The organism is Desulfoconvexum algidum, assembly GCF_055382125.1.
Map to the genome: position 1 here is coordinate 3,470,159 of NZ_AP042394.1, position 19,045 is coordinate 3,489,203.

Consider the following 19,045-nt stretch of genomic DNA (forward strand, 5'->3'; position numbering starts at 1 on the left):
TCTTAAACATCAGACAGAGGGTGAAGGGTGCAAAAGCTGTCATAATAGGCGGCCTGACCGCCCATATCCGACACCCTTGACTCTGTCAGAAAATTGACCGCACCGCTTTTATGCCAGTATCCCTCGTACATGAAAGCGGTGTTTTCGTATATGGCCTCATCCAGGCAGACCATTGCCTCAATCCACGCTTTTTTGCCACAGACCCTGACCCTGTCCCCTTGGTAAACCTTGAAGTCTTCGGCTGTTTTTTCATTGATATAAAGAATCGGCGTCTTTGTTTCATCCATAAACCCCTGGGAATGCATCCTGTCCTTGGCTTTGCAGGTGAGCAACCGCAAAGGGAATTTAAGTCCCCCCGCCAGGGGAGGTATAAATTCGGGCAAGGCGCTCAGGCCATCGGCCAATGCCTTTTCGCTGTAAATTTCAATTTTACCCGAGGCAGTTAAAAATTGTTTATCCTCCCAGGCAATGTCATGGGCCTTGATCTGAACATATGCAGATGCAAGCCCGGCAAGATCCCGGTCAAAGACAGTTTTGGTTTGAGCCAGAAGCGGATCCACACACTGATTCAAATATTGGGCAGACGAATCAAAGCCCAGGGTTTCAATCCCCATTCTTTTGGCCAATTCCAAAAAGAACTCAAACTCCGGCAAAATCGTCTCCGGCGGATCTATGGCTTTTTGGGAAAAATTTAGCACATGGGAATACATGGAGGTGGCAAAGATATCTTCCTGCTCAAAGACAAAGGCTGCCGGCAGCACAATATCGGCATGCGCTGCCGTGTCTGTCATAAAATGATCAAACACCACCTTAAAATCAATTTTAGAAAATTGGTCCACCGTGGTGAAAAGATCCGGGCTCTGGACCAGGGGGTTGCCGCTTGCGACAAAGGCTATTTTGATGGGCGGATTCGGTTTATCTTTCAGAAATTCCCCCAACTTTGCCGCCGGAAAGGTCCGGGTCTGGGTGGCAAAGTGTTGACTCTTTGTTTCAGGGAAATTTAAAAAAGGCGCCAGGGAGCTTGAGGCATAATTCACACCGCCCCCTTTTTTACCGATATGACCTGCCAGAGCAGCCAGGGCATCAATACAGCGGATATTGTTTCCCCCGTTTTCATATCGCTGCATCCCATATCCGATATAGATGGCCGCCGGATCCGCCGTGGCATAGTCAATTGCCAGGGCTTTAATGACAGCGGCATCAATCCCGGTTATCTTCTGGGCAACTTCAGGGGAAAAGTTTGCTACATAAGCTTTAAAGCGCTCAAACCCTTTGACATAGTCCCGGACAAAAGCCGAGTCCACCAGGTTCTCTTGAATGAGCACATTGGCCATGGCCAGCGCCAGGGCTCCGTCCGTTGAGGGTGCAATGGGGATATGGGTGTCAAAGGCTTTGGCTGTTGCGGTTTTAACCGGATCAATCACAATCACCCGGGTGCCCTTTTTCCGGGCCCGGACCAAAAGCGACTGCAAATGGATACTGGTATGTTTGGGATTTCTTCCCCATAAAATAACCAATTTAGAATTGAGGATGTCCTGGGGCAGATGTCCCCTGGCAGCACCGAAATCATACTTTTGGGCCGCAATACCCGCCCCCCAGCACAGACTTCCCTCAAACCTTGTGTCTCCGCCGAAACAATTAAAAAAAATACTCTGTATCCTGTTTTTGCATCCCCCATACCCATCACTGGTATAATTTAATATGGCCGTATTTCCATACCGTTTTTTGATGCTGGATAATTTTTCAGCCAATAGATCAAAAACCCGGTCATAGGAAATTTGTACAAAAGCGCCATCTTTTTTCATCAAGGGATGCTGAAGCCGCCCGGGATGGACAAGCTGCTCCAGAAGTTTTTTTCCCTTTTTGCAAACCACTCCCCGGGTCAACGGATGGTCAGGGTCTCCTGCAAGGCCGATCACCTTGTTATTTTCAACTATCACCTTAAAACGACACAGATCAAAACAATCCATGGGACAGGAAACATATACCTGTTTTTGCATGGGGCATTCCCTTCTATTGAATATTTGGTTAAGGGATGATAAAAAAAAACAATGAAACAATCCAGACAAATTCTTGTCCTGACTATTTTTATCTGTTTATTTTTCAGCCTCTCCTTTGCCCAGACTGATTTTCAGCGAGACGACACCGAGCTTGCCGACCTGATTCAACGGTCAAAGAAAGCTATTGTCGCCATCGGGACCTTTCATTTTAACACCAAACCCACGGTCCAGTTTGCCGGAACCGGTTTTCTAATTGGGAACGGGACCCGGATTGTCACAAATCTCCATGTGATTGCCGCCATCAAAGAGAAAAAAAGACTCTTTAACCTGAGGGTGTTCCATCAAGACCTGCCCTTGAAAGGAATAAAGGCGACGATAGTAGCGGAAGATGAGTTTCACGATCTTGCCATTTTGGAGATTGAAGAAAAAAACCTGCCGGCATTACCCCTGGAAAAAACAAGACAGGTCAAAGAGGGACATAAAATAGCCTTCACAGGCTATCCCATCGGGTTTATCCTGGGCTTAAACCCCACCACCCACACCGGCATTATTTCCGCCATCGCCCCGATTATTCTGCCAAGCCCCACCGCAAGAATTATCAATGGAGATTTAATAAAACACCTGAAAGATCCCTTTGATATTTTTCAGATCGATGCGACGGCCTACCCTGGCAACAGCGGAAGCCCGGTATACTCAATCGCCACAGGCGAAGTCGTGGGCGTGATCAATATGGTTTTTGTTAAGGGCAAAAAAGAGCATATCCTGCAGGAGCCCACCGGTATCACCTATGCCATTCCCATAAAATTTGTCCATGAACTCAACCGGTCCATTCAATAAGGCCCATTTTAATTGTTTTCAGTGAAATTTTATCTATGCTATACTGAATCATGCTGACTTCAATTAAAAAATATCTTCAAAAAGCCAAAGAAGAAATGTCAAAAGAATATTCAATTGGCCTTTCTGAATCTTTAGAGAAAGATAAGGGACCGACTCAGCCCAAGGCCTGGATCGGTGTTGACCTTGACGGAACCCTGGCTTACTATGATGAACGCTCATCCATCGAAGAGGTGGGAACGGCCATTCCCGATATGCTGGCGCTGGTTAAAAAAATGATCAATAACAACATCCGGGTCAAAATTTTTACGGCCAGAGCAACAGATCCAGAGCAATTGCCTCTGATAAGAAAATGGCTGAAATCCAATGGCCTTCCTGAACTTGAAATAACCAATATTAAAGATTTTTATATGCAAAGGCTCTATGATGACCGATGTGTACAGGTTGAAAAGAATACAGGGCGCCTGATCCGTGAAACATAATTTTAAAAAATAACTTTGAAAGATAACTTTGGAAAAGGATGAACCCATATGAAGTATATCTACTATATTGCCGGAATTCTGGTTGTTTTCTCAATGTTAGCCGTCTATGGGCTTCAAGACACCCGAGTTGAAATCTCAAAACCCGCTATTGTGATAAATGACCGAATCATAACCGAATCTGAGTATAACGCGCTATTGCCGTCCAAGCCCTATTATATGACCGAAGATCAGTTTATTGATTCCATCATCACCAAACAGCTTTTAATACAGGAAGGCGTCAAACAGGACATTAACAAGGAAGAAACCTTTCGAGCGAGTGTTGAAAATTATTATGAGCAATCCCTGATCAAACTTCTTTTGGACAGACAACTTACGACCCTTGCTGTGGAGGTTTCTGAGCAAGAGATTGAGCGCTATCATTCTTTATCACAAAGCAAAATCCACGTTTCGAAACTCAGGTATGAGACCTTGGCTGCGGCATTGGCAGGGGAAAACCCTATTCTCCAGAAAATAGAATCGGATTTTATGGATATTTCCGATGATCTCAAGTTCATTGTTTTCACCCTTAAAAAAGGTCAATCATCTGCGCCCTTTGTGACCAATGCCGGGGTGATTGTTTATCGACTGGAAGAGATAATATCTTTGGATGCAGGAAAAATTTCTGGAATCGATATGGAAAAAATTGCTCTGTTCATCCAGGAGAAAAAAAAGGAAGTTCTAATGGATGAATGGTCAAAAAAACTCAAAGAAAATGCTGAAATCTGGAGGCAGAAATGAGTAATACAGGTTCTTACAAACGCCGGCAGTATTTTATTAACAAAGAATTTCAGGGAAGAACCATTTTCAATTATTTTATCCTGCTGGCCCTGGGCACTTTTTTGTTTGTGGGAATATTCAGTTTTTTTTCTGCCAACACCCTTTCCATTGTATATGACAATTATCACCTCCAGCTGGGAACTACCCCGGGAATTTTGTTTAAAAAAATGCTGAGCGCCCAATGGCTGTTCATCGTCATCGGCGGCATTACCATTATTTTCATCACCCTGCGCCTGACCCATAGGGTGGCAGGACCTTTTTTCCGGTTTGAAAAAGCGCTGGCTGAGATGACGGCCCATGATATTTCAAAAAAGATTGTCTTAAGACAAAAAGACGAGGGAAAAGAGTTGGCCCAACAACTCAATGAATTTAATTTAGGCCTCGCCCGGCAGTTAACCTTTATTGATGATCAAAATTATAAAATCGCCATGGCATCCGGACAACTTGAAACGATTCTCGCTCAAAAGGATCAAGCGATTCAAGTCGATCAAGATCCCGGAGAAATGCTGCGCATCCTTGAGATCATAAAAGAGGGCCAAAAAAACATTGAAGCCGAGGTAAAAAAATATACACTTAACAGCACCCCAAAATCATAGGATCGGGTCTTGTTCATGCGCACCCTGTATATTCTTTTAATGGCAATTCTGGGGCTATCCCTCTTTGTTCTCGAATGCCCTGGTGTTGAACTCAACTCCAGATACGCAACCATCACCTACCAGGACCCCAGGGCCCTGAAAAAATTCAACTCAAAATTATACATGGGAACCTTAAGGGCCATGGTTAAAAGACAGGGACCCGATACCATTGAACAAGAGGTGGTGGCAAAAATCAATGTCATTGTGGAACGAGCAATGGGGGTATTGGATATGTATCCCCCTCAACTGAAGTTTTACATTGTCATTGAACCGGATGAAGAGGCCGTCCAAAAGCATTTCCAGCGTCTTTACAAGATAGATGTCAATTATATCGCATTTTACTCCCCGGGCAAAAACAGGGTGTTTTATTCGGCGGATAATGGGCGTTTAAGGGTGGTGGCCCATGAGATCGGTCATGTAATCGTGGAAAATTATTTCAAGGTGTCCCCTCCCCAGAAGATCCATGAAGTTCTGGCCCAATATGCTGAAAAGCACATCAATGATTAAGCGTTTCAATTATCAGCCTAATTATTAATCTGCTCTATTTTTTTTAAGACCTTCTTATTCTTTGGATCCACATAAAGGGCTTGTTCATATTTTTCTACTGCCTTGTATAAGATGCCCTGTTGCTTGTAAAGATCTCCCAGCGTAACTTTAATGGCGGAATTCATGGGCAACGCTCGTTCCGCCCGTTCCATGACCTCCATGGCGTTTTTTAAATTATTCTGCCGGATAAAAAATCGATATATTTTATAAAACTGCCAGTGCTTGGCAGGTTCCTGGCGTTCTATCAGGTCCAGGGTCTCCATATACATAATAGTTGCCGCTTCTCGTTTCCCGGTTGTGTATAAAAATTCAGAAAAGGCCAGGAAAGGGCCGGGCAGATCCGGAATTGCCATTTCCATTTCTTCGTAACTCAACCCCGCAAGAATCATGGATGTCAAAACCTTGTCTGCATATTTTTCATCCAGTTCAAGACTTTTTCTCATCTGGGCAATGCCCGCTTCTTTTTTATCCTTTGACAGGAGCCAGGTCCCATATTGAAAAGAAAATTCCGGCCGGGTCGGGGTATACAGGGTGCTCAAAAAAAAGGCTGTTTCAGCTTTGTCCTGTGCTTTTGTCTGGGCCAGAAAAATGCCATACCGTTTCAAAAATTGGGAATTCAAAGGGTCCAGAAGAACGGCCGCCTTGAAATTTGATTCGGCAGCGTCCATATCTTTTAAAAACCATGCGGCATTGCCGGAAACGTATCGTGATTGCGCATGGAAGGGATCAAATTTTATGGCCAGGTTTGCAATGGCATCTATTTTTTCCAAGGTGCCCCCAGGGGTTTTATCGCCCATCTCAATATTTTTAATAGGGTTGTAATAAAACCCACCCAATAGATTGGAAACATTATAGACAATTGCCGCAGCAGCAAAGAGGGTGACGGCTGAAATAAAAATTCCTCGCTTAAAGGAGGCGGTAACCGGTTCCAGCCGGGTTAAGGTATTTGTCCTTCTTATATTGGTATTGGCAAAAGAAACACCTAACCCTGCAACAAAAAAGAACCATAGCCCGTTGGCCCCGATGTGCAGATTAAAATCGGTAAAACTATGGATCAAAATGGCAGTGATAGCCGTCAGGCTGCCCATATAGAGGTAAATGGAAAAGGCATCCCGCCGCTGTAAAAAGGTTTTGTAGGTCTTACGGAACCAGGTCACCAAAAAGGCTGTTATCAGGGCAAAGGAGATGACCCCGCCTTCCACAAGCAATTCAATATAGTCATTATGGGCGTGTGTCAGGGTACGGTCGTCTATGAGAGATTTATAGGGCGGGTAGATATGGGCAAATGTTCCCAGGCCCGACCCGGTTAGTTTAAAATCCCGGATAATATTGCTGCTGTCTTTCCAGAAGTCCAACCGGGCTTCATACACAACGCCCTGGGCAGTTTTAAGTTTTGCAAAACGGTCCAGTATCTGGTCCCAGCCAAACCACCCAATTGCAAGGGAGGCAACCACCACAAGGCCAACAACCATAGCAGTATTCCCCCGGCTTATTTTCCGTTTTAACAGCAGGAAAAAGAACAAAACCAGGGAGAATGCGGTACTGATCATGGCCCCCCGGGAAAGGCTTACAAAAATGGACACAAGAATTAAAAGGGCCGAACTGCCGATGAGAATATGAATATTTGCCTTTTCCTGGCTCAAAATTTCGGCAATACCCCGAAAGAATGAGGTTTTACCGATTCGCGGCCGGTAAAAGAAGAACAAGGCCAATACAATGGGAAATATCATTTCCATGAGCCCGGCATAATGGTTGTGATTTACATAGGGCCCGACAATAATAGAATTGATAGGGGAGTACCTGAACCACAAGGCCATATCTTTTGTCAGGTAAAACTGGAGGATGGAAGAGAAGGCCAGCAATCCGCCAAAAACGGCAATGACAAGGGCCATGGCCTGGAGGGTATCCTTTTCCTTTAAACTCTGAACCGTCAACAGGTAAAAAAGAACATAGGTGCCATACCTGAAAAACTCAGACAGGCCTGCTTTATGGTTAACCGACAGGGTCATCCAGGAATGGGTATCTGTCAGGGCAAAGGCTTTTTCCTGGATTGAAAAGGCACCGGGAGAAAGAAATTCCACCACAACGGGGGGAAGGGGAACCAGTTGAAACAAGATATATGCCAGAAATAACAGGAGGGGAACCATGCCGGGAACCGCATAGAGGTCCTCTTTTTTTTGAACCAGGGTAATGGCAAACGAGAGAAAAGCCGTGGCAGCTAAAATTTCCATCACCGCATAAGACCAAGGCTCCACCGTCCCAAAGGCAAGGGGGGTGAAAAGGATCAGAAAAAAAAGAATTGCTTTTGAAAATCTTGGGGACATGTCAATCAAACATCTGATGAATAATAATAATCACCATAATTATAATAATATCCGCTTTTCTTGGCACTAAACCGGTTCAGCACAAGACCTGTGATGGGCGCTGAAATATCTTCCAGCTGCTTGAGCCCCTTTCCCAGCATTTCCTGGGTTGTTTTCCCTGCCCAGGTTACAATGACAACACCATCCACATGCTGGCTTATGATCAGAGGGTCGGTGACACTTGCCAAGGGAGGCGAGTCAATGAGGATCATGTCATAAATCTTGCCAAGCTGCACCAGTATCGCCTTAAGCCTTGTTGAACTTAACAGCTCAGAGGGGTTGGGGGGAATGGGACCCGATGGAATGATATGTAAATTTTTATCCAGTCGGGTCACAATTTCTTCAATTGCCGGTGAAATTCCGGCAAGAAAAGAGCTTAACCCCACTTTATTCTCAATCTTGAAATTTTTATACTGGGTGGGCCGTCTCATGTCCCCGCCAATAATGAGAACCTTTTTCCCGGTTTGGGCGATGGTGGCCCCCAGGCAGGCACAAACCGATGACTTGCCCTCACCGGGGGTCATGCTGGTAATAAGCAATATTTTGGGGGGCTTGTCTGCGGAAGAAAGAAGAATGGAAGTCCGAAGGCCCTTAAAATTCTCTGCTGTTAAGGAGGAGGGATCGTTTAGTACATTTTCAACAATGGTTTCATTTTTACTCTTAAACAGATCAATGGTACTGATCACAGGGATATTAAATTTTTCTTCAACATCTTCCGGGGTCTTAACCGTATTGTCCAGGTACTCAAGGAAAAAAGCAATACCGACACCGCCGAATAGCCCCAGTATAATTCCCAGCAGAATATTTCTTTTTTTCCGAGGAGTTGCAGGAAAATCCGGTATCTGTGCCTTTTCAATCACCCAGACATTCACGGACTGGTTCTGCTCGGTAATCCCTTTTTCCTTCATTTTTTTGACAAGGGCATCATACAAAAACCGGTTGGTCTCCACCTTTCTCTTTAGAATGTCCAGCTGGATGGATTTTTCCCCCAGCCGGGCTGCCTGGAATTTGGTCTGGTCCACCAACTCTTTTAAATCCCGCTCATTGGACCTGGCCAGCTGGTATTCGTTTTTAATGGTCTGAACCGCTTTTTCCAGCTCTTTGTATTTTTTTGATTTAAGGCCCTGGAGATCATTTTTTGCCGTGATCATCCGGGGATGCTTGGAACCGTATTTTTTAGAAAGCTCTGAAATTTTTTGTTCAGCTGCCAGGATTGACTTGTTGATGGCGTCTACAGAGGTGTTTTCGACAATGACCGGGATGGTTTCAAGCTGGTCTTTTTTAATATTTTTGATCTGCTCGTATACGGCAAAAAGTTCCTTTCGCCTGGTCTCCGCCTGGGTCAGATTTTTTGACAGGTCTGAAAGCCTTTCTGGCAGAACCGTGATGCGGTCTTCAATGGTGACAATATCATGCTTTTTTTTATAGCCGTATAGATCCCGTTCAGACTCTTCCAAACGTTCCCGCTGTATCTCAGATTTTTTTTTCATCCACCCGATACTATACCCCGAGACCTCCATCTGCATGTCCAGCAATTCGTCGATATAGGCCTGGGCAACGGAATTTACCACCCGGGTTGCCACTGCCGGATTATCTGACATGAAACTGAGCTGGACCACCCGGGAGTTCGCCACGGGTTCAGCTGCAATGCCAGATTTGATGACATCTTCAAGCATTCGTGCCTTGGTGGGGGGAATCTTCATTTTAAGGGGAATGTTGTTTTCAAGACTATCCTTGGAAGAAAAAAATGTTTCAATCCCTGCCATCTGTTTTAAGGATGACATCTGTTCTGCAAACCACTCTTTTGCACTGGCAATATAGGATTTATCTTCCTCTTTTTCCGGAAAGAAAAGATCGTACATTTTTTCAGCGTCCAGTTTTTTGACAACCTTTTCAACCACAGCAGCACTTTTAATCAGCTGGTACTGGGTTTCTAAAAATTCCGGGTCATAGGGGGTATAGGTATAGGAATTTGTCAAACCACCGGCCGTATTCCTTTCGATAATAACCTTTGTTGATGCCTGGTACATGGGGGTTGCTGTAAATGTAGCAATAATGACGACCAAAAGGGTGAGAATAAAAAAAGTGAGAATGGTGGCTTTTCGCTTGTTGACAATACGAAGATAGTCTCTTAAATGGATCTCTCGTTCATTCATAATTACCACAGGCTTTCAGGAACAACAATGACATCATCGGCCAGAACTGCTGCATCCATGTTCACTCGTTCAAAAATTCGTTTTTCGCCGTCCACGGTTCTGATAATTCTGACCTTTTCCTTGGCAGCAATCTTGGAAAATCCGCCGGCCATTGTTATGGCCATGATAACCGTGAGATCTGGTTCATATTTGTAGGAGTCCGGCTTTTTGACTTCCCCTGAAACATAATAGGTTTTTGCCTTTGATATATAAACACTGTCCTTATCCTGGATTAAAAGGTTTAAAGAGGTCTCTCCCTTTTTTATTAGTCTTTCCAGGTCAACAACAAGGGTCTCCTTGTTGTTATCCGAATTGTTATCAGATTCTTTGATTCTTTTTATGGTGGCAGTACTCCCGGCATCGGGTGTCAGTCCCCCAGCCTTTGAGATAAACTCCAGAAATGTGATCTTTCCCCTCAGCTCATACTGTCCCGGACTTTCAATCTGCCCCAGGATAATGGCCTGCTTGCTTCGATGTTCCTTTATGAAAACATCCACCTGGGGATTCACAAGATATCCGTCGGCCAGGAGTGTTTCAATTTTCCCGGACACCTGGGAGACCGTCATATCCGCGACACTGATTTCTCCGATCAAAGGAACTCTAATGGTGCTGTTGGCGGTGACTCTTACCGTAGTGGTCAGGTCTTCGTTTTCATAGACATTGATATCCAGGACATCCCCCTCCCCCACGGTGTAATCTTGTGCCAAACAGACAAGGGGCAAAAAAAACAAAGATATCAGTATCAATAATATTGCTGTACACTTCATAAGTATCCGTTTACATTGAAATAGTTGCTCGCAGGAGAATTTCATTGCTGGCGTAATCATAGAAGGTAAGATTAGAATCTCTCAAATTCCAATAATAGGCAAGGTCAAAGGTAAGCCATTTTCTGGGCTCATACCTTACAGCCGGGCCAATGCTGAAAAAATCATCATCCCTGTTAACCCCGTTGTTAACCCCGTTATATTCATCTCTTTCATAGGCGGCTACAAGGGTGGCAGACCACTTTTCCCTAAATTTCTGCCGGATACCCACATTAATTCCCGTGGCGTAATAACTTGAGGCAAATATGTAATCCGATTCATTAAATTTTCGAAATGCATTGACCTGGACAGACCGTTTAGCGGTCAGGTTGTGCTGGGTCTGAAGCTCAAAGGAAAATCCGTCCTGGTCCGCAACGCTTGCGCTGTCAAAATTCTTGTCCATATACCCCAGCTTGAAACTCCCGCGGGTTTTAGCGGTTATTTCCCAGCTGACACCGGCATAGTATGAATTTTCAATGCTGTCTGTAACGGTCCTTTCGTCATAGTCGATGTTGGCATATGCATATTGAACAAAAAGAGAGGTCTTGGCCCAAAATTGATAAAAGGCGTAAAGGGCAACAGAATTATCCATTCTGTCCCTGTAGTTGTTGATGTCTTCATCATAATCCAACATATAATTGGCGTAATCAAATCTTAATTTGAGCTTTTCCGATGGTTCGTAGGTAGTGATAAAATCCAGCAGATTATCCTGATACCGGTAGAGCGTATCGGTAAGACCGTTACCGCTGATGTCTTCTCTGTCGTTGAACACATCAATAAAATCAAAGGAAAGCCCCATATTCAAATTATATTGAAATAAGGCTTCTGCATTATGATTCCAATGATCTTGGGTGGAATGGTCGGAGTAGAGGACCCATTCTGGAGAATAAAGAGCATAGGCCTGGTATTTTCGGGTGGCCGGTGGTTTTACCCTGCTCAGCTGAAGACCTCCCACCGAAGTGGTAGTGGTCTGCAGGGATAAGAGTTTTTCCTTGTTGGCCGGAACTGCCAACCAGAGGCCGGGTGCGATGGTGGTGACAAAATCACTCTTTGTATCGGATTCCGTGAGAAAAAGGTTGTCTGTCCATCGTTCTTCGACCACAAGAAACGGATGGAAAATCCCCCCTTTTCCGCCAAAGATATCCGCTCCTATGCCATCCTCTTCAGAAACCAGTTCTCCTTCTGACTGGCCCACTGGAACGGAGGAAGACTCCGTTGTTTGACCCATGGGAGGCGTTTCTGCTGCATAGGAACAGGTTAGTGTAAAAAAAACAAATAAACCGATAAAAAGAAAATATCTATGGTGTGCGTCACACTTCATTCTGCACGTCCTTTATAATCTTGCCTGCCTGTTACTTCAATTAAAGATAGCATAGAAAGCAACTACTAGTATAAATAACATCAAACGTCCACTTAATCCCAATACACAGATTTTGTCAACCCCAAAAAAAACCCTGTATCAAGCAAGGATACAGGGCTTTTTTATAAAAAAGCAGGCTTTTTATCAGGGACTAGCAACTGAGTATGTAATTTTGGGCCCTTCGACAACCATACTTTCAAAGGGTTGGGCCTCCTCAGTAAAACCAAGACCTTCCCTGAGGCATTGGGACTGGGTGATTTCATCCCGGGTCAGCAAATTGGCATCCGCTGCAGCAGTCGCTGCCTGAGCCATAAGGCTTTTGGAGATACCGCTTTCTGTGGCGCACATACAAAGCTGATCCAGATCGATCTCCGCCCCTGAGCTGAAAATCCCGCTCACCACAGTATAAGGGTTAAAATTAAGATCCACAGCAAGCTTCAAGGCCTCACAGGCGGGAGCCTTCTGGTCCATGGCCTTTTTAATGGCTTTTTCCAGGGCTTCTTCTTCGGTGACGGTGTATCCAAGACCGCCGGTCTTCTTTTGGGATCGAATTTTCTCCAACGCTTGGACAAATTCCGTATCCCACTTTTTTGTTTCCTTTTCCTGGGCAAAACCCGGCAAAGCAAAAACAACCAGCCCAATGAAAATCGATAGGATTATAATTATATTTTTCATTTCTATTCTCCTGTGTTTAAACTTTTTTATAATAAGTAATTGACTTAGAATCAATGCAATATGAATGCCATACTAAAAAGTCTGTAAATTTGTTTTGTTCTACTCCCCGGTGCCTGGTTCAAGGGCTTCTAAAAAGGAAAAAACTTCCATGGAATTTTCATTTTTCCTTTTTCCATAGGAATTAAAGCTGATACCCGTCTGATATCGATAGCTTTGTTCCGGGTTTTTTGAGATCCATTTTATACTTGCTAAAATTTCATGGGCCTGATCCATCCCGGGAACATCCAATTTAATTGTAATCCGGCTACCAGGTGAAAACCGCTGATGACACAAGAATTTTGCCCCGCCCTTACTGAGATTGATAACCGGAAAATAATCGGCAGAATATTTACCAGAAAAGAAAAAAAAGGTTTTTTCCCTGAAATAAAGGGTGACTCCTGGGATATTGAATCGTTTGCAGTTTCTTTTTTTCAAATTTAAACCCTCGGGCAAAAGTGCAATGAGTGTTCACAATATAACTTTACTAAATTTTCATATAGGAATACATAAATTTAAAATTTATTACAACTTAAAACCCCAAAAAATGGCAGACCACTGACAAAAAATGGAATCAACATTACAGATAGGCCTTTGCCTGGGTAGTAAAAAGCCTGGCATATTTCCCCTTAAGTTCCATGAGCTCTGAATGGGATCCTTGTTCAACAATGCTTCCTTTGTCCAGAACAAGAATTTTATCTGCCATCTTAACGGTAGAATACCGGTGGCTGATGATCAAAGCCGAACGACCCTTAATGAGTTTTTTAAGTTTTGAAAAGATCTTCATTTCAGTTTCAGGGTCCAGGGCACTCGAGGGTTCATCCAGTATAACAAGCTGTGCATCCCTGAAAAAAGCCCTTGCAATGGCAACCATCTGCCATTGGCCGATGCTCAATTCTTCTCCAGCTTTAAACCATCTGCCCAACAGGGTGTCGTAGCCTGCGGAAAAGTCGGATATCTTCTTGTCTACGTCCGCCTGAATGGCCGCCGCTTTGATCCCGGGTAAATTATCCTTTTGCTCAATATCCCCCAGATAAATATTTTCCCGGGCCGAGAGCTGATATTTTATAGGATCCTGGAAAACCACACTTATTTTTTTTCTAAATTCATCTATTTTAAAATTTTTAATATTTTCCCCATCTAGAAAAATATCCCCCCCTCGTGGATCATAGAGCCGGGTTAATAATTTCACAATGGTAGATTTTCCCGATCCGTTCTCCCCCACCAGGGCAACCACTTCCCCTGATTTTATGGAAAAGTTTACACAATTTAACACATTTTTACCCTTGTCCTGGTAAAAAAAGTTCACATTTTTAAAATCAATGCCGGTTTTGATTTTTTCCGGAACCTGGCATGGATTTTCAGGTTCAACAACGTTGGGTTTTAGCTTTAAGAATTCATAAAGCTGGGACAAGAACAAATTGTCCTCATACATCTGGGCAAAGCTTTCCAAAAATGTTTTCAAGAACCCAAGCCCTTTTTGAAACCCTTGAAAATACATCACCATGTCTCCCAGGGTAATACTGCCCTGAGCCGTCTTGAATGCAATATAGACAAAAGACCCGAAAACTGCCATGGTGGCGCTTGACTGGGCAACAAAGTCCCCAAAGGCCCGTCTTTTTTCAAAATACAGTTTTTCTTTCTTTAGGGTTTTTCTGATGGAGTTAAATTGGTTGATAAAATGTTTCCCAAGGTTGAAAAGCCTGAACTCCTTGGCATGGGCATCTCCCGTGAGCATCCAGTGAAAATAGTAGGCACGGCGCTCGTCTTCAGTCCTTTTTTCCTGCCAGGAATAAATTTTACCAGAGTATCTTAACCGCAGTAAAACCCCCGGAATCACAGCGACAACCATAACAATGGGAAGGATAGGGTTGAACATGAATAACAAGGCAAACACAGCAGCAAAAGAAGCACCGCTCTGACCTGCGGCAAACAAACCATTCACAATATTTGTCGGCCGGTAGGGCCCTTCCTGCTGGGCCCTGAAAAGCGTATCCCTGTATTCCGGGGATTCGTAAAAGGCAAGGTCCGCCTGGACAGATTTTTCATGGAGTACAGAAAACATATAATCCGTCACCGTAAGGGCTTGCGCTTTTTTAACATAATCGGTTAAAAAATTAAAAAATGCAGCTAAAAGCCCTACCCCGCAGGCCATCCCTATATATAAAAGGGTTTTTGAAAAAGACTGATCCAGCAGGCTTGTTCCCGGACTAAAATCAAGGCCGGTAACAGAATCAATGATCAGTTTTATCAGGTATAAGGAGATGAGGGGAAGGATGCCTTGGGCAATGACGACAATCCCGGAAAGAACGGTATATAAAGGAGATGCCTGCCATACAAACTTTAGGGCCCGGTCAATCCGGACGGCATTCTTAAGCTTGGTATTTAAGGAGTTTGGATTCATCAGGCATGAGTATACATAAAAGCAAAAAAAAAGACAGTGCGTATTACGAACGTACTGTCTTTTAGAAAAATTTATTAAAAGTCAAACTATGCTTTTTTTTTTCTGACTATGCCACTGATACCAAGGAGCCCGATTCCGAAAAGAATGACGGTTCCAGGTTCAGGCACAGGATTATAAACTATAAGATCCTGAGCATCTGTTAGTTTTACCACTTGAAAATTTTCGCCTGTAAAGTCAGTAAGATCTGCATCAAGTAAGGCGGCAATATATTCGGAATAGTAAGCGTATGCAGCAGTAGTTGTTGTATCAGTTGTCACAACAAAATTATCTGTATCTGTAATTCCATCATTATCTGTATCTGTGATTCCATCATATAGGGCATCCCATATGGCAAGTTGCAGACCTGCTTCTGAAGCCGCGAGTTCATCAAACCCGTAACCAGTGTATCCAAGCCAACTTGAATATTCATTCATTAACCAAGCGGCATAAAGTCCGTTGCCTTTAGTAAAGAAGGTGTCCGTATAGGATAGAACATCAGAATACCCATCGATTGAATAGCCTTTATCAGTGATATCGGTATAAAAGTCAACACAATATGCACCGATGTAAGAGCTTGAATCCCCAAATTGAGCATTGATCTGTCCAGCCCAGCTGGATGTGTCCGTAGAGTCAAGAGAAACAATATAGCTAACAGTCTCTCCAGAACCTCCCGTAATATCTACCGTTGTCGCAAAAACATGAATAGGTAAAAACAGTGTCGAGAATAAAATGAGCAACAAAAGCATTTTCTTTATCATAATTACCGTCCTTAATTTAATAGTTAATAGTTTAAAATAGCCTAATCCCTTAGGAGCCACTATTAGAGCCGTCCTGGGGAACCTGCTGGGCACTAAATTTTAAAACAGTTTCACTTGTTTCGATAAAGCTTATCATAATCAGTTCTGGCTTTACCCATTCTTTTTTTTGAATATGTTCCATTATTAATCTCCGTTTTTTATTATGTTTGATGTATATGCAACAAATATACCACATTAAAAAAATAACTTATCTCAAGAAAATATCCATTTTTTTCTAATAGCAAAAGAGATTATTCTCCTGAAGTTATCCTTTTTCCCATTGATTACAACTCAACCAAAAATTCAACTTTTTGCAATTGCTCGACAAGCTTAATGACATCCTCTTTGATTTGCTCATAGGAAGCATTAAATTCTCGGACAGTGTCATCTATAATACTATCAAGACACTTCGTTCCATCTAATTTTTCCCATATAGCAACCCCTGTCGCGTTTAACGAGAATATTTCAGCATCAAGATCACCAATCCCCTTATTAAGAGGAACAATAATGATATCTTCTTCTATTTTTCGTGTAACAACCTGATCAGATATTTTGTAATATGCTTTTAAATTAGCAACCATTTAAGTGTTTACCTTTAAAATCAAATAAATTATCCAATAACTCACATATTTCACCGGACAAATCAAATTTTATTTTATAACAACTGGTACTATCAACGATTTCTTCAAGTATTTTTAGGGTTGAATCCCATTCCTCTCGATTCAGAAAAGGTCTAACTACTGAAGTGATAAGCTTCTGGAATATTTCATTTTTACTAGTAATTTTTTGTATCATGTTGGTTTTTGATTTTTCGAGAAAGAGAATGCCTTTTAATGGAGCCTGAGTTGAAGAAAAATCGGGAACGGTTCCATGGCACCAATTGCCATATGCAAAAAATGTTTCATTTTTTTTAATAAACATTCTGTCGTCACAGAGTATTTGGAACCCCTTATTTTTTAACATTTTTGAAAGAGTGCTCTTTCCTGCTCCTGATTCACCAGTTAGAAGGACACCATTGCCATTGATATCAAATCCATTCGAATGAAGAATAAGCCCTTCTCTACAACATAAAAGTTTTGAAAAAAGTATCTGATCCGAATTAAAAAGGCTTAAGGCATTAAAATTTGCTTCCTTATATTGGCGTTCACTAATATCGGGTAAATATATCTTTATGGCAGTGTGATTGTCATTAAATAACCCAACAACCGGATATCCGGATTCTTCCTCTAAGGTGGGATTGTATTTATAAATCCAGGCATCCTTTGTCTTAATTACTTTCCAGGAATCAGTTTCATAAATTGGATTTTTATATATTTTTGGATTTTTTAAATATTCTGGTAGAAGAAAATAGTGGTGAATCATGACATTATCACCCCCTGGGCCGTCAACTTCAAAAAGGTTAAATTTCGGATGGAAGGTGTTTTCGGTAATCAAAAAATCCGAACTGACCTGAACCGTTATCCCAGCAACTTGATAATATTTAACGTTATTTTTCATTTAACACCTTGTTGGTAATTCGACAAACAGGAGTTAATATTTTATACTGGCTTGAAAAGGCAATAATTTTTTTAAAATTGTTTAAAAAAAGGAAACAGCGCCGAATAGTTTTGTGATAATTTGGTACATTTTTACCATTAATGATTATATTTTTGACATAACCATGGATATCATTTTTTTCACAATAGCCATCGCTATGAAAAGCATTATCTCCCTTTAACAGGTATTGACTGTTTTTTTTAATAATTCTATGGATGATGAGATGCCCTTCATCAGGAGTGATGAATGCTACGATATCACCTGTTTCTATTTTTTTCTTTTTAAATACAGGTTCAATGATTATTGAATCACCATTGCAGATAAACGGAGACATGCTCATTCCCTTTGCTGTAAATTTGAAAGGGACTCCTTTTTCACAGGTCTTTTTAAGAAAACCAGCTATCTCCTGGCTTGATAAAAGTAAACTGTTTGATTCAAGTTTCAATCAGGATCCCTTTTTCCAAATGACTTGATTGCGCCGAACTTCTTTATACCAGACAATTGCACCAAAATAATTCCACACAACCCGCCAGACCCGTCAATGACAAAATCCCATACCAGGGGGGACCGGCCGTCAATGTAAAACTGGGCAAGCTCTGTGGCGCCTGCCAGCAGCAGAATATGGATCATGACCGTAATACCGGACTCCCTGCCCATCAGCATGGAAAGGACCAGTCCGAACAATAGGAAAAAACAAAAATGCCCGGCCTTTGATATATACGAAGCAATAACCGGTTCAAACCTGTCAGAAAATATATCAGTGGCCCCATTGATCTGGTTTACAACCTGGGTTGATACACTGGTTTTCATGCCGCGGGGCATGGTGGTTCCGATAATGATGGCAATAAAGGTAATAACCAGCATCACCTGGAGATTGGTTTTATGATTACCATAAAAAAAACAGGACCCCAGGAAAAAGACAGAAAAGAGGCCCCAGGAAACAAGAAGAGCTGCTTTAATACAGGTATAAACCTTTGTCTGAAATACAGGATACAGATGAATATTTTTAAGCCAAAAAGCCCCTGTGCTTTGGCTCAATTGGGCAACAACCGTAAGTTTTTTTGTCTCCAGACCCATGGTAAAAGATTGGCTGTAGCTGCCCCACTTATGAGTCCCGGCAAAAGAAACCACCTGGTGCGGCAGGTTCCACATGTCTTTCTGTCCGTCATGCTGAACCATCAAAAGCCTTGCCAGGTTCCATGGTTTTTTACCGGGCTGGATATTCTCGCACTTCATATCTGCTGACAATTCAAGTATGGAACCCTGCTCAAAGGACGGGATCTCCTGTCGAATAGAGACACTTTTTTTTCGATCTGAAGAAAAAAGCAGCAGCCCGTTTTCTTCACCCCCTGCCCTACCACTTTCAAATGAGTGCAGGGTCCAGTTATCCCCAAGCATATCAGGGCCCCTTTTTTCATATTGCTCAATAAAAAAATGACAAAAAATCTCACCCCAGCCAGCAAAGCAAAAAGAATATTTTTTTTATCAAGTGGAATGATCTTTTAGAAGGTTTAAGTCCTGAAA

The 19,045-nt window shown here is 42.6% G+C and carries 19 protein-coding genes; 5 read left to right on the forward strand and 14 right to left on the reverse strand.

What is annotated here, in order from left to right; translation table 11 throughout:
* Positions 1 to 2: 2 nt before the first annotated feature.
* Positions 3 to 2,000, reverse strand: a complete 1,998-nt coding sequence (locus ACZ45G_RS15880) for a molybdopterin-containing oxidoreductase family protein (RefSeq protein ID WP_464171403.1) — start codon at positions 1,998 to 2,000, stop codon at positions 3 to 5.
* A 51-nt stretch (positions 2,001 to 2,051) separates the two neighbouring features.
* Here ACZ45G_RS15880 and ACZ45G_RS15885 point away from each other — a divergent pair, with 51 nt between their 5' ends.
* Genes ACZ45G_RS15885 through ACZ45G_RS15905 form a run of 5 tightly spaced genes read left to right on the forward strand, consistent with a single transcriptional unit; the run spans position 2,052 to position 5,274 of the window.
* Positions 2,052 to 2,837, forward strand: a complete 786-nt coding sequence (locus ACZ45G_RS15885) for a S1C family serine protease (RefSeq protein WP_464171405.1) — start codon at positions 2,052 to 2,054, stop codon at positions 2,835 to 2,837.
* Between the two features lie 50 nt (positions 2,838 to 2,887).
* On the forward strand, positions 2,888 to 3,316 hold the full coding sequence (locus tag ACZ45G_RS15890; protein WP_464171407.1) for a hypothetical protein: 429 nt from the start codon (positions 2,888 to 2,890) through the stop codon (positions 3,314 to 3,316).
* Between the two features lie 48 nt (positions 3,317 to 3,364).
* On the forward strand, positions 3,365 to 4,093 hold the full coding sequence (locus ACZ45G_RS15895) for a hypothetical protein (RefSeq protein ID WP_464171409.1): 729 nt from the start codon (positions 3,365 to 3,367) through the stop codon (positions 4,091 to 4,093).
* The gene (locus ACZ45G_RS15900) at positions 4,090 to 4,728 is read left to right on the forward strand and encodes a methyl-accepting chemotaxis protein (protein ID WP_464171411.1); all 639 of its coding nucleotides are present in this window, start codon (positions 4,090 to 4,092) and stop codon (positions 4,726 to 4,728) included. Before ACZ45G_RS15895 ends, ACZ45G_RS15900 begins: the two co-directional genes overlap by 4 nt.
* A gap of 15 nt (positions 4,729 to 4,743) precedes the next feature.
* Complete coding sequence (locus tag ACZ45G_RS15905) at positions 4,744 to 5,274, forward strand: M48 family metalloprotease (protein WP_464171413.1); 531 nt, start codon at positions 4,744 to 4,746, stop codon at positions 5,272 to 5,274.
* Between the two features lie 17 nt (positions 5,275 to 5,291).
* Here the strand turns inward: ACZ45G_RS15905 and ACZ45G_RS15910 are convergent, their stop codons facing one another.
* The 13 genes from ACZ45G_RS15910 to ACZ45G_RS15970 form a co-directional block, all read right to left on the reverse strand.
* Positions 5,292 to 7,637: an O-antigen ligase family protein gene (locus ACZ45G_RS15910; RefSeq protein ID WP_464171415.1), complete on the reverse strand. Its 2,346-nt coding sequence runs from the start codon at positions 7,635 to 7,637 to the stop codon at positions 5,292 to 5,294.
* 5 nt (positions 7,638 to 7,642) lie between these two features.
* The gene (locus ACZ45G_RS15915) at positions 7,643 to 9,832 is read right to left on the reverse strand and encodes a GumC family protein (RefSeq protein WP_464171416.1); all 2,190 of its coding nucleotides are present in this window, start codon (positions 9,830 to 9,832) and stop codon (positions 7,643 to 7,645) included.
* A 2-nt stretch (positions 9,833 to 9,834) separates the two neighbouring features.
* Positions 9,835 to 10,638: a polysaccharide biosynthesis/export family protein gene (locus tag ACZ45G_RS15920; RefSeq protein ID WP_464171418.1), complete on the reverse strand. Its 804-nt coding sequence runs from the start codon at positions 10,636 to 10,638 to the stop codon at positions 9,835 to 9,837.
* Positions 10,639 to 10,648: 10 nt separating this feature from the next.
* Positions 10,649 to 11,995 carry a surface lipoprotein assembly modifier gene (locus tag ACZ45G_RS15925; RefSeq protein ID WP_464171420.1) on the reverse strand — a complete coding sequence of 449 codons (1,347 nt, stop codon included), beginning with the start codon at positions 11,993 to 11,995 and terminating at the stop codon, positions 10,649 to 10,651.
* Positions 11,996 to 12,178: 183 nt separating this feature from the next.
* Positions 12,179 to 12,709, reverse strand: a complete 531-nt coding sequence (locus ACZ45G_RS15930) for a hypothetical protein (protein ID WP_464171422.1) — start codon at positions 12,707 to 12,709, stop codon at positions 12,179 to 12,181.
* Between the two features lie 99 nt (positions 12,710 to 12,808).
* On the reverse strand, positions 12,809 to 13,183 hold the full coding sequence (locus ACZ45G_RS15935) for a PilZ domain-containing protein (protein WP_464171423.1): 375 nt from the start codon (positions 13,181 to 13,183) through the stop codon (positions 12,809 to 12,811).
* A 142-nt stretch (positions 13,184 to 13,325) separates the two neighbouring features.
* Complete coding sequence (locus tag ACZ45G_RS15940; protein WP_464171425.1) at positions 13,326 to 15,149, reverse strand: ABC transporter ATP-binding protein; 1,824 nt, start codon at positions 15,147 to 15,149, stop codon at positions 13,326 to 13,328.
* Positions 15,150 to 15,235: 86 nt separating this feature from the next.
* Positions 15,236 to 15,946: a PEP-CTERM sorting domain-containing protein gene (locus ACZ45G_RS15945; RefSeq protein WP_464171427.1), complete on the reverse strand. Its 711-nt coding sequence runs from the start codon at positions 15,944 to 15,946 to the stop codon at positions 15,236 to 15,238.
* A 49-nt stretch (positions 15,947 to 15,995) separates the two neighbouring features.
* A complete protein-coding gene (locus ACZ45G_RS15950) occupies positions 15,996 to 16,127 on the reverse strand; it encodes a hypothetical protein (RefSeq protein WP_464171429.1) in 132 nt (43 codons plus the stop codon).
* 142 nt (positions 16,128 to 16,269) lie between these two features.
* Positions 16,270 to 16,566: a PqqD family protein gene (locus ACZ45G_RS15955; protein ID WP_464171430.1), complete on the reverse strand. Its 297-nt coding sequence runs from the start codon at positions 16,564 to 16,566 to the stop codon at positions 16,270 to 16,272.
* Complete coding sequence (locus ACZ45G_RS15960) at positions 16,556 to 17,482, reverse strand: hypothetical protein (protein ID WP_464171432.1); 927 nt, start codon at positions 17,480 to 17,482, stop codon at positions 16,556 to 16,558. The genes ACZ45G_RS15955 and ACZ45G_RS15960 overlap by 11 nt, the downstream gene beginning before the upstream one ends.
* A complete protein-coding gene (locus ACZ45G_RS15965) occupies positions 17,472 to 17,966 on the reverse strand; it encodes a S26 family signal peptidase (protein ID WP_464171434.1) in 495 nt (164 codons plus the stop codon). The genes ACZ45G_RS15960 and ACZ45G_RS15965 overlap by 11 nt, the downstream gene beginning before the upstream one ends.
* Positions 17,963 to 18,919 carry a VanZ family protein gene (locus tag ACZ45G_RS15970; RefSeq protein ID WP_464171436.1) on the reverse strand — a complete coding sequence of 319 codons (957 nt, stop codon included), beginning with the start codon at positions 18,917 to 18,919 and terminating at the stop codon, positions 17,963 to 17,965. The genes ACZ45G_RS15965 and ACZ45G_RS15970 overlap by 4 nt, the downstream gene beginning before the upstream one ends.
* Between the last annotated feature and the right edge of the window lie 126 nt (positions 18,920 to 19,045).

Excerpts from the sequence above, each read along its gene's own strand:
- ACZ45G_RS15915 (WP_464171416.1), bottom strand. The coding sequence starts at position 9,832 with ATGAATGAACGAGAGATCCATTTAAGAGACTATCTTCGTATTGTCAAC.
- ACZ45G_RS15950 (WP_464171429.1), bottom strand. The coding sequence starts at position 16,127 with ATGGAACATATTCAAAAAAAAGAATGGGTAAAGCCAGAACTGATTATG.
- ACZ45G_RS15970 (WP_464171436.1), bottom strand. The coding sequence starts at position 18,919 with ATGCTTGGGGATAACTGGACCCTGCACTCATTTGAAAGTGGTAGGGCA.
- ACZ45G_RS15940 (WP_464171425.1), bottom strand. The coding sequence starts at position 15,149 with ATGAATCCAAACTCCTTAAATACCAAGCTTAAGAATGCCGTCCGGATT.
- ACZ45G_RS15885 (WP_464171405.1), top strand. The coding sequence starts at position 2,052 with ATGAAACAATCCAGACAAATTCTTGTCCTGACTATTTTTATCTGTTTA.
- ACZ45G_RS15895 (WP_464171409.1), top strand. The coding sequence starts at position 3,365 with ATGAAGTATATCTACTATATTGCCGGAATTCTGGTTGTTTTCTCAATG.
- ACZ45G_RS15890 (WP_464171407.1), top strand. The coding sequence starts at position 2,888 with ATGCTGACTTCAATTAAAAAATATCTTCAAAAAGCCAAAGAAGAAATG.
- ACZ45G_RS15955 (WP_464171430.1), bottom strand. The coding sequence starts at position 16,566 with ATGGTTGCTAATTTAAAAGCATATTACAAAATATCTGATCAGGTTGTT.
- ACZ45G_RS15930 (WP_464171422.1), bottom strand. The coding sequence starts at position 12,709 with ATGAAAAATATAATTATAATCCTATCGATTTTCATTGGGCTGGTTGTT.
- ACZ45G_RS15910 (WP_464171415.1), bottom strand. The coding sequence starts at position 7,637 with ATGTCCCCAAGATTTTCAAAAGCAATTCTTTTTTTTCTGATCCTTTTC.
- ACZ45G_RS15900 (WP_464171411.1), top strand. The coding sequence starts at position 4,090 with ATGAGTAATACAGGTTCTTACAAACGCCGGCAGTATTTTATTAACAAA.
- ACZ45G_RS15925 (WP_464171420.1), bottom strand. The coding sequence starts at position 11,995 with ATGAAGTGTGACGCACACCATAGATATTTTCTTTTTATCGGTTTATTT.
- ACZ45G_RS15880 (WP_464171403.1), bottom strand. The coding sequence starts at position 2,000 with ATGCAAAAACAGGTATATGTTTCCTGTCCCATGGATTGTTTTGATCTG.
- ACZ45G_RS15905 (WP_464171413.1), top strand. The coding sequence starts at position 4,744 with ATGCGCACCCTGTATATTCTTTTAATGGCAATTCTGGGGCTATCCCTC.
- ACZ45G_RS15920 (WP_464171418.1), bottom strand. The coding sequence starts at position 10,638 with ATGAAGTGTACAGCAATATTATTGATACTGATATCTTTGTTTTTTTTG.
- ACZ45G_RS15960 (WP_464171432.1), bottom strand. The coding sequence starts at position 17,482 with ATGAAAAATAACGTTAAATATTATCAAGTTGCTGGGATAACGGTTCAG.
- ACZ45G_RS15945 (WP_464171427.1), bottom strand. The coding sequence starts at position 15,946 with ATGATAAAGAAAATGCTTTTGTTGCTCATTTTATTCTCGACACTGTTT.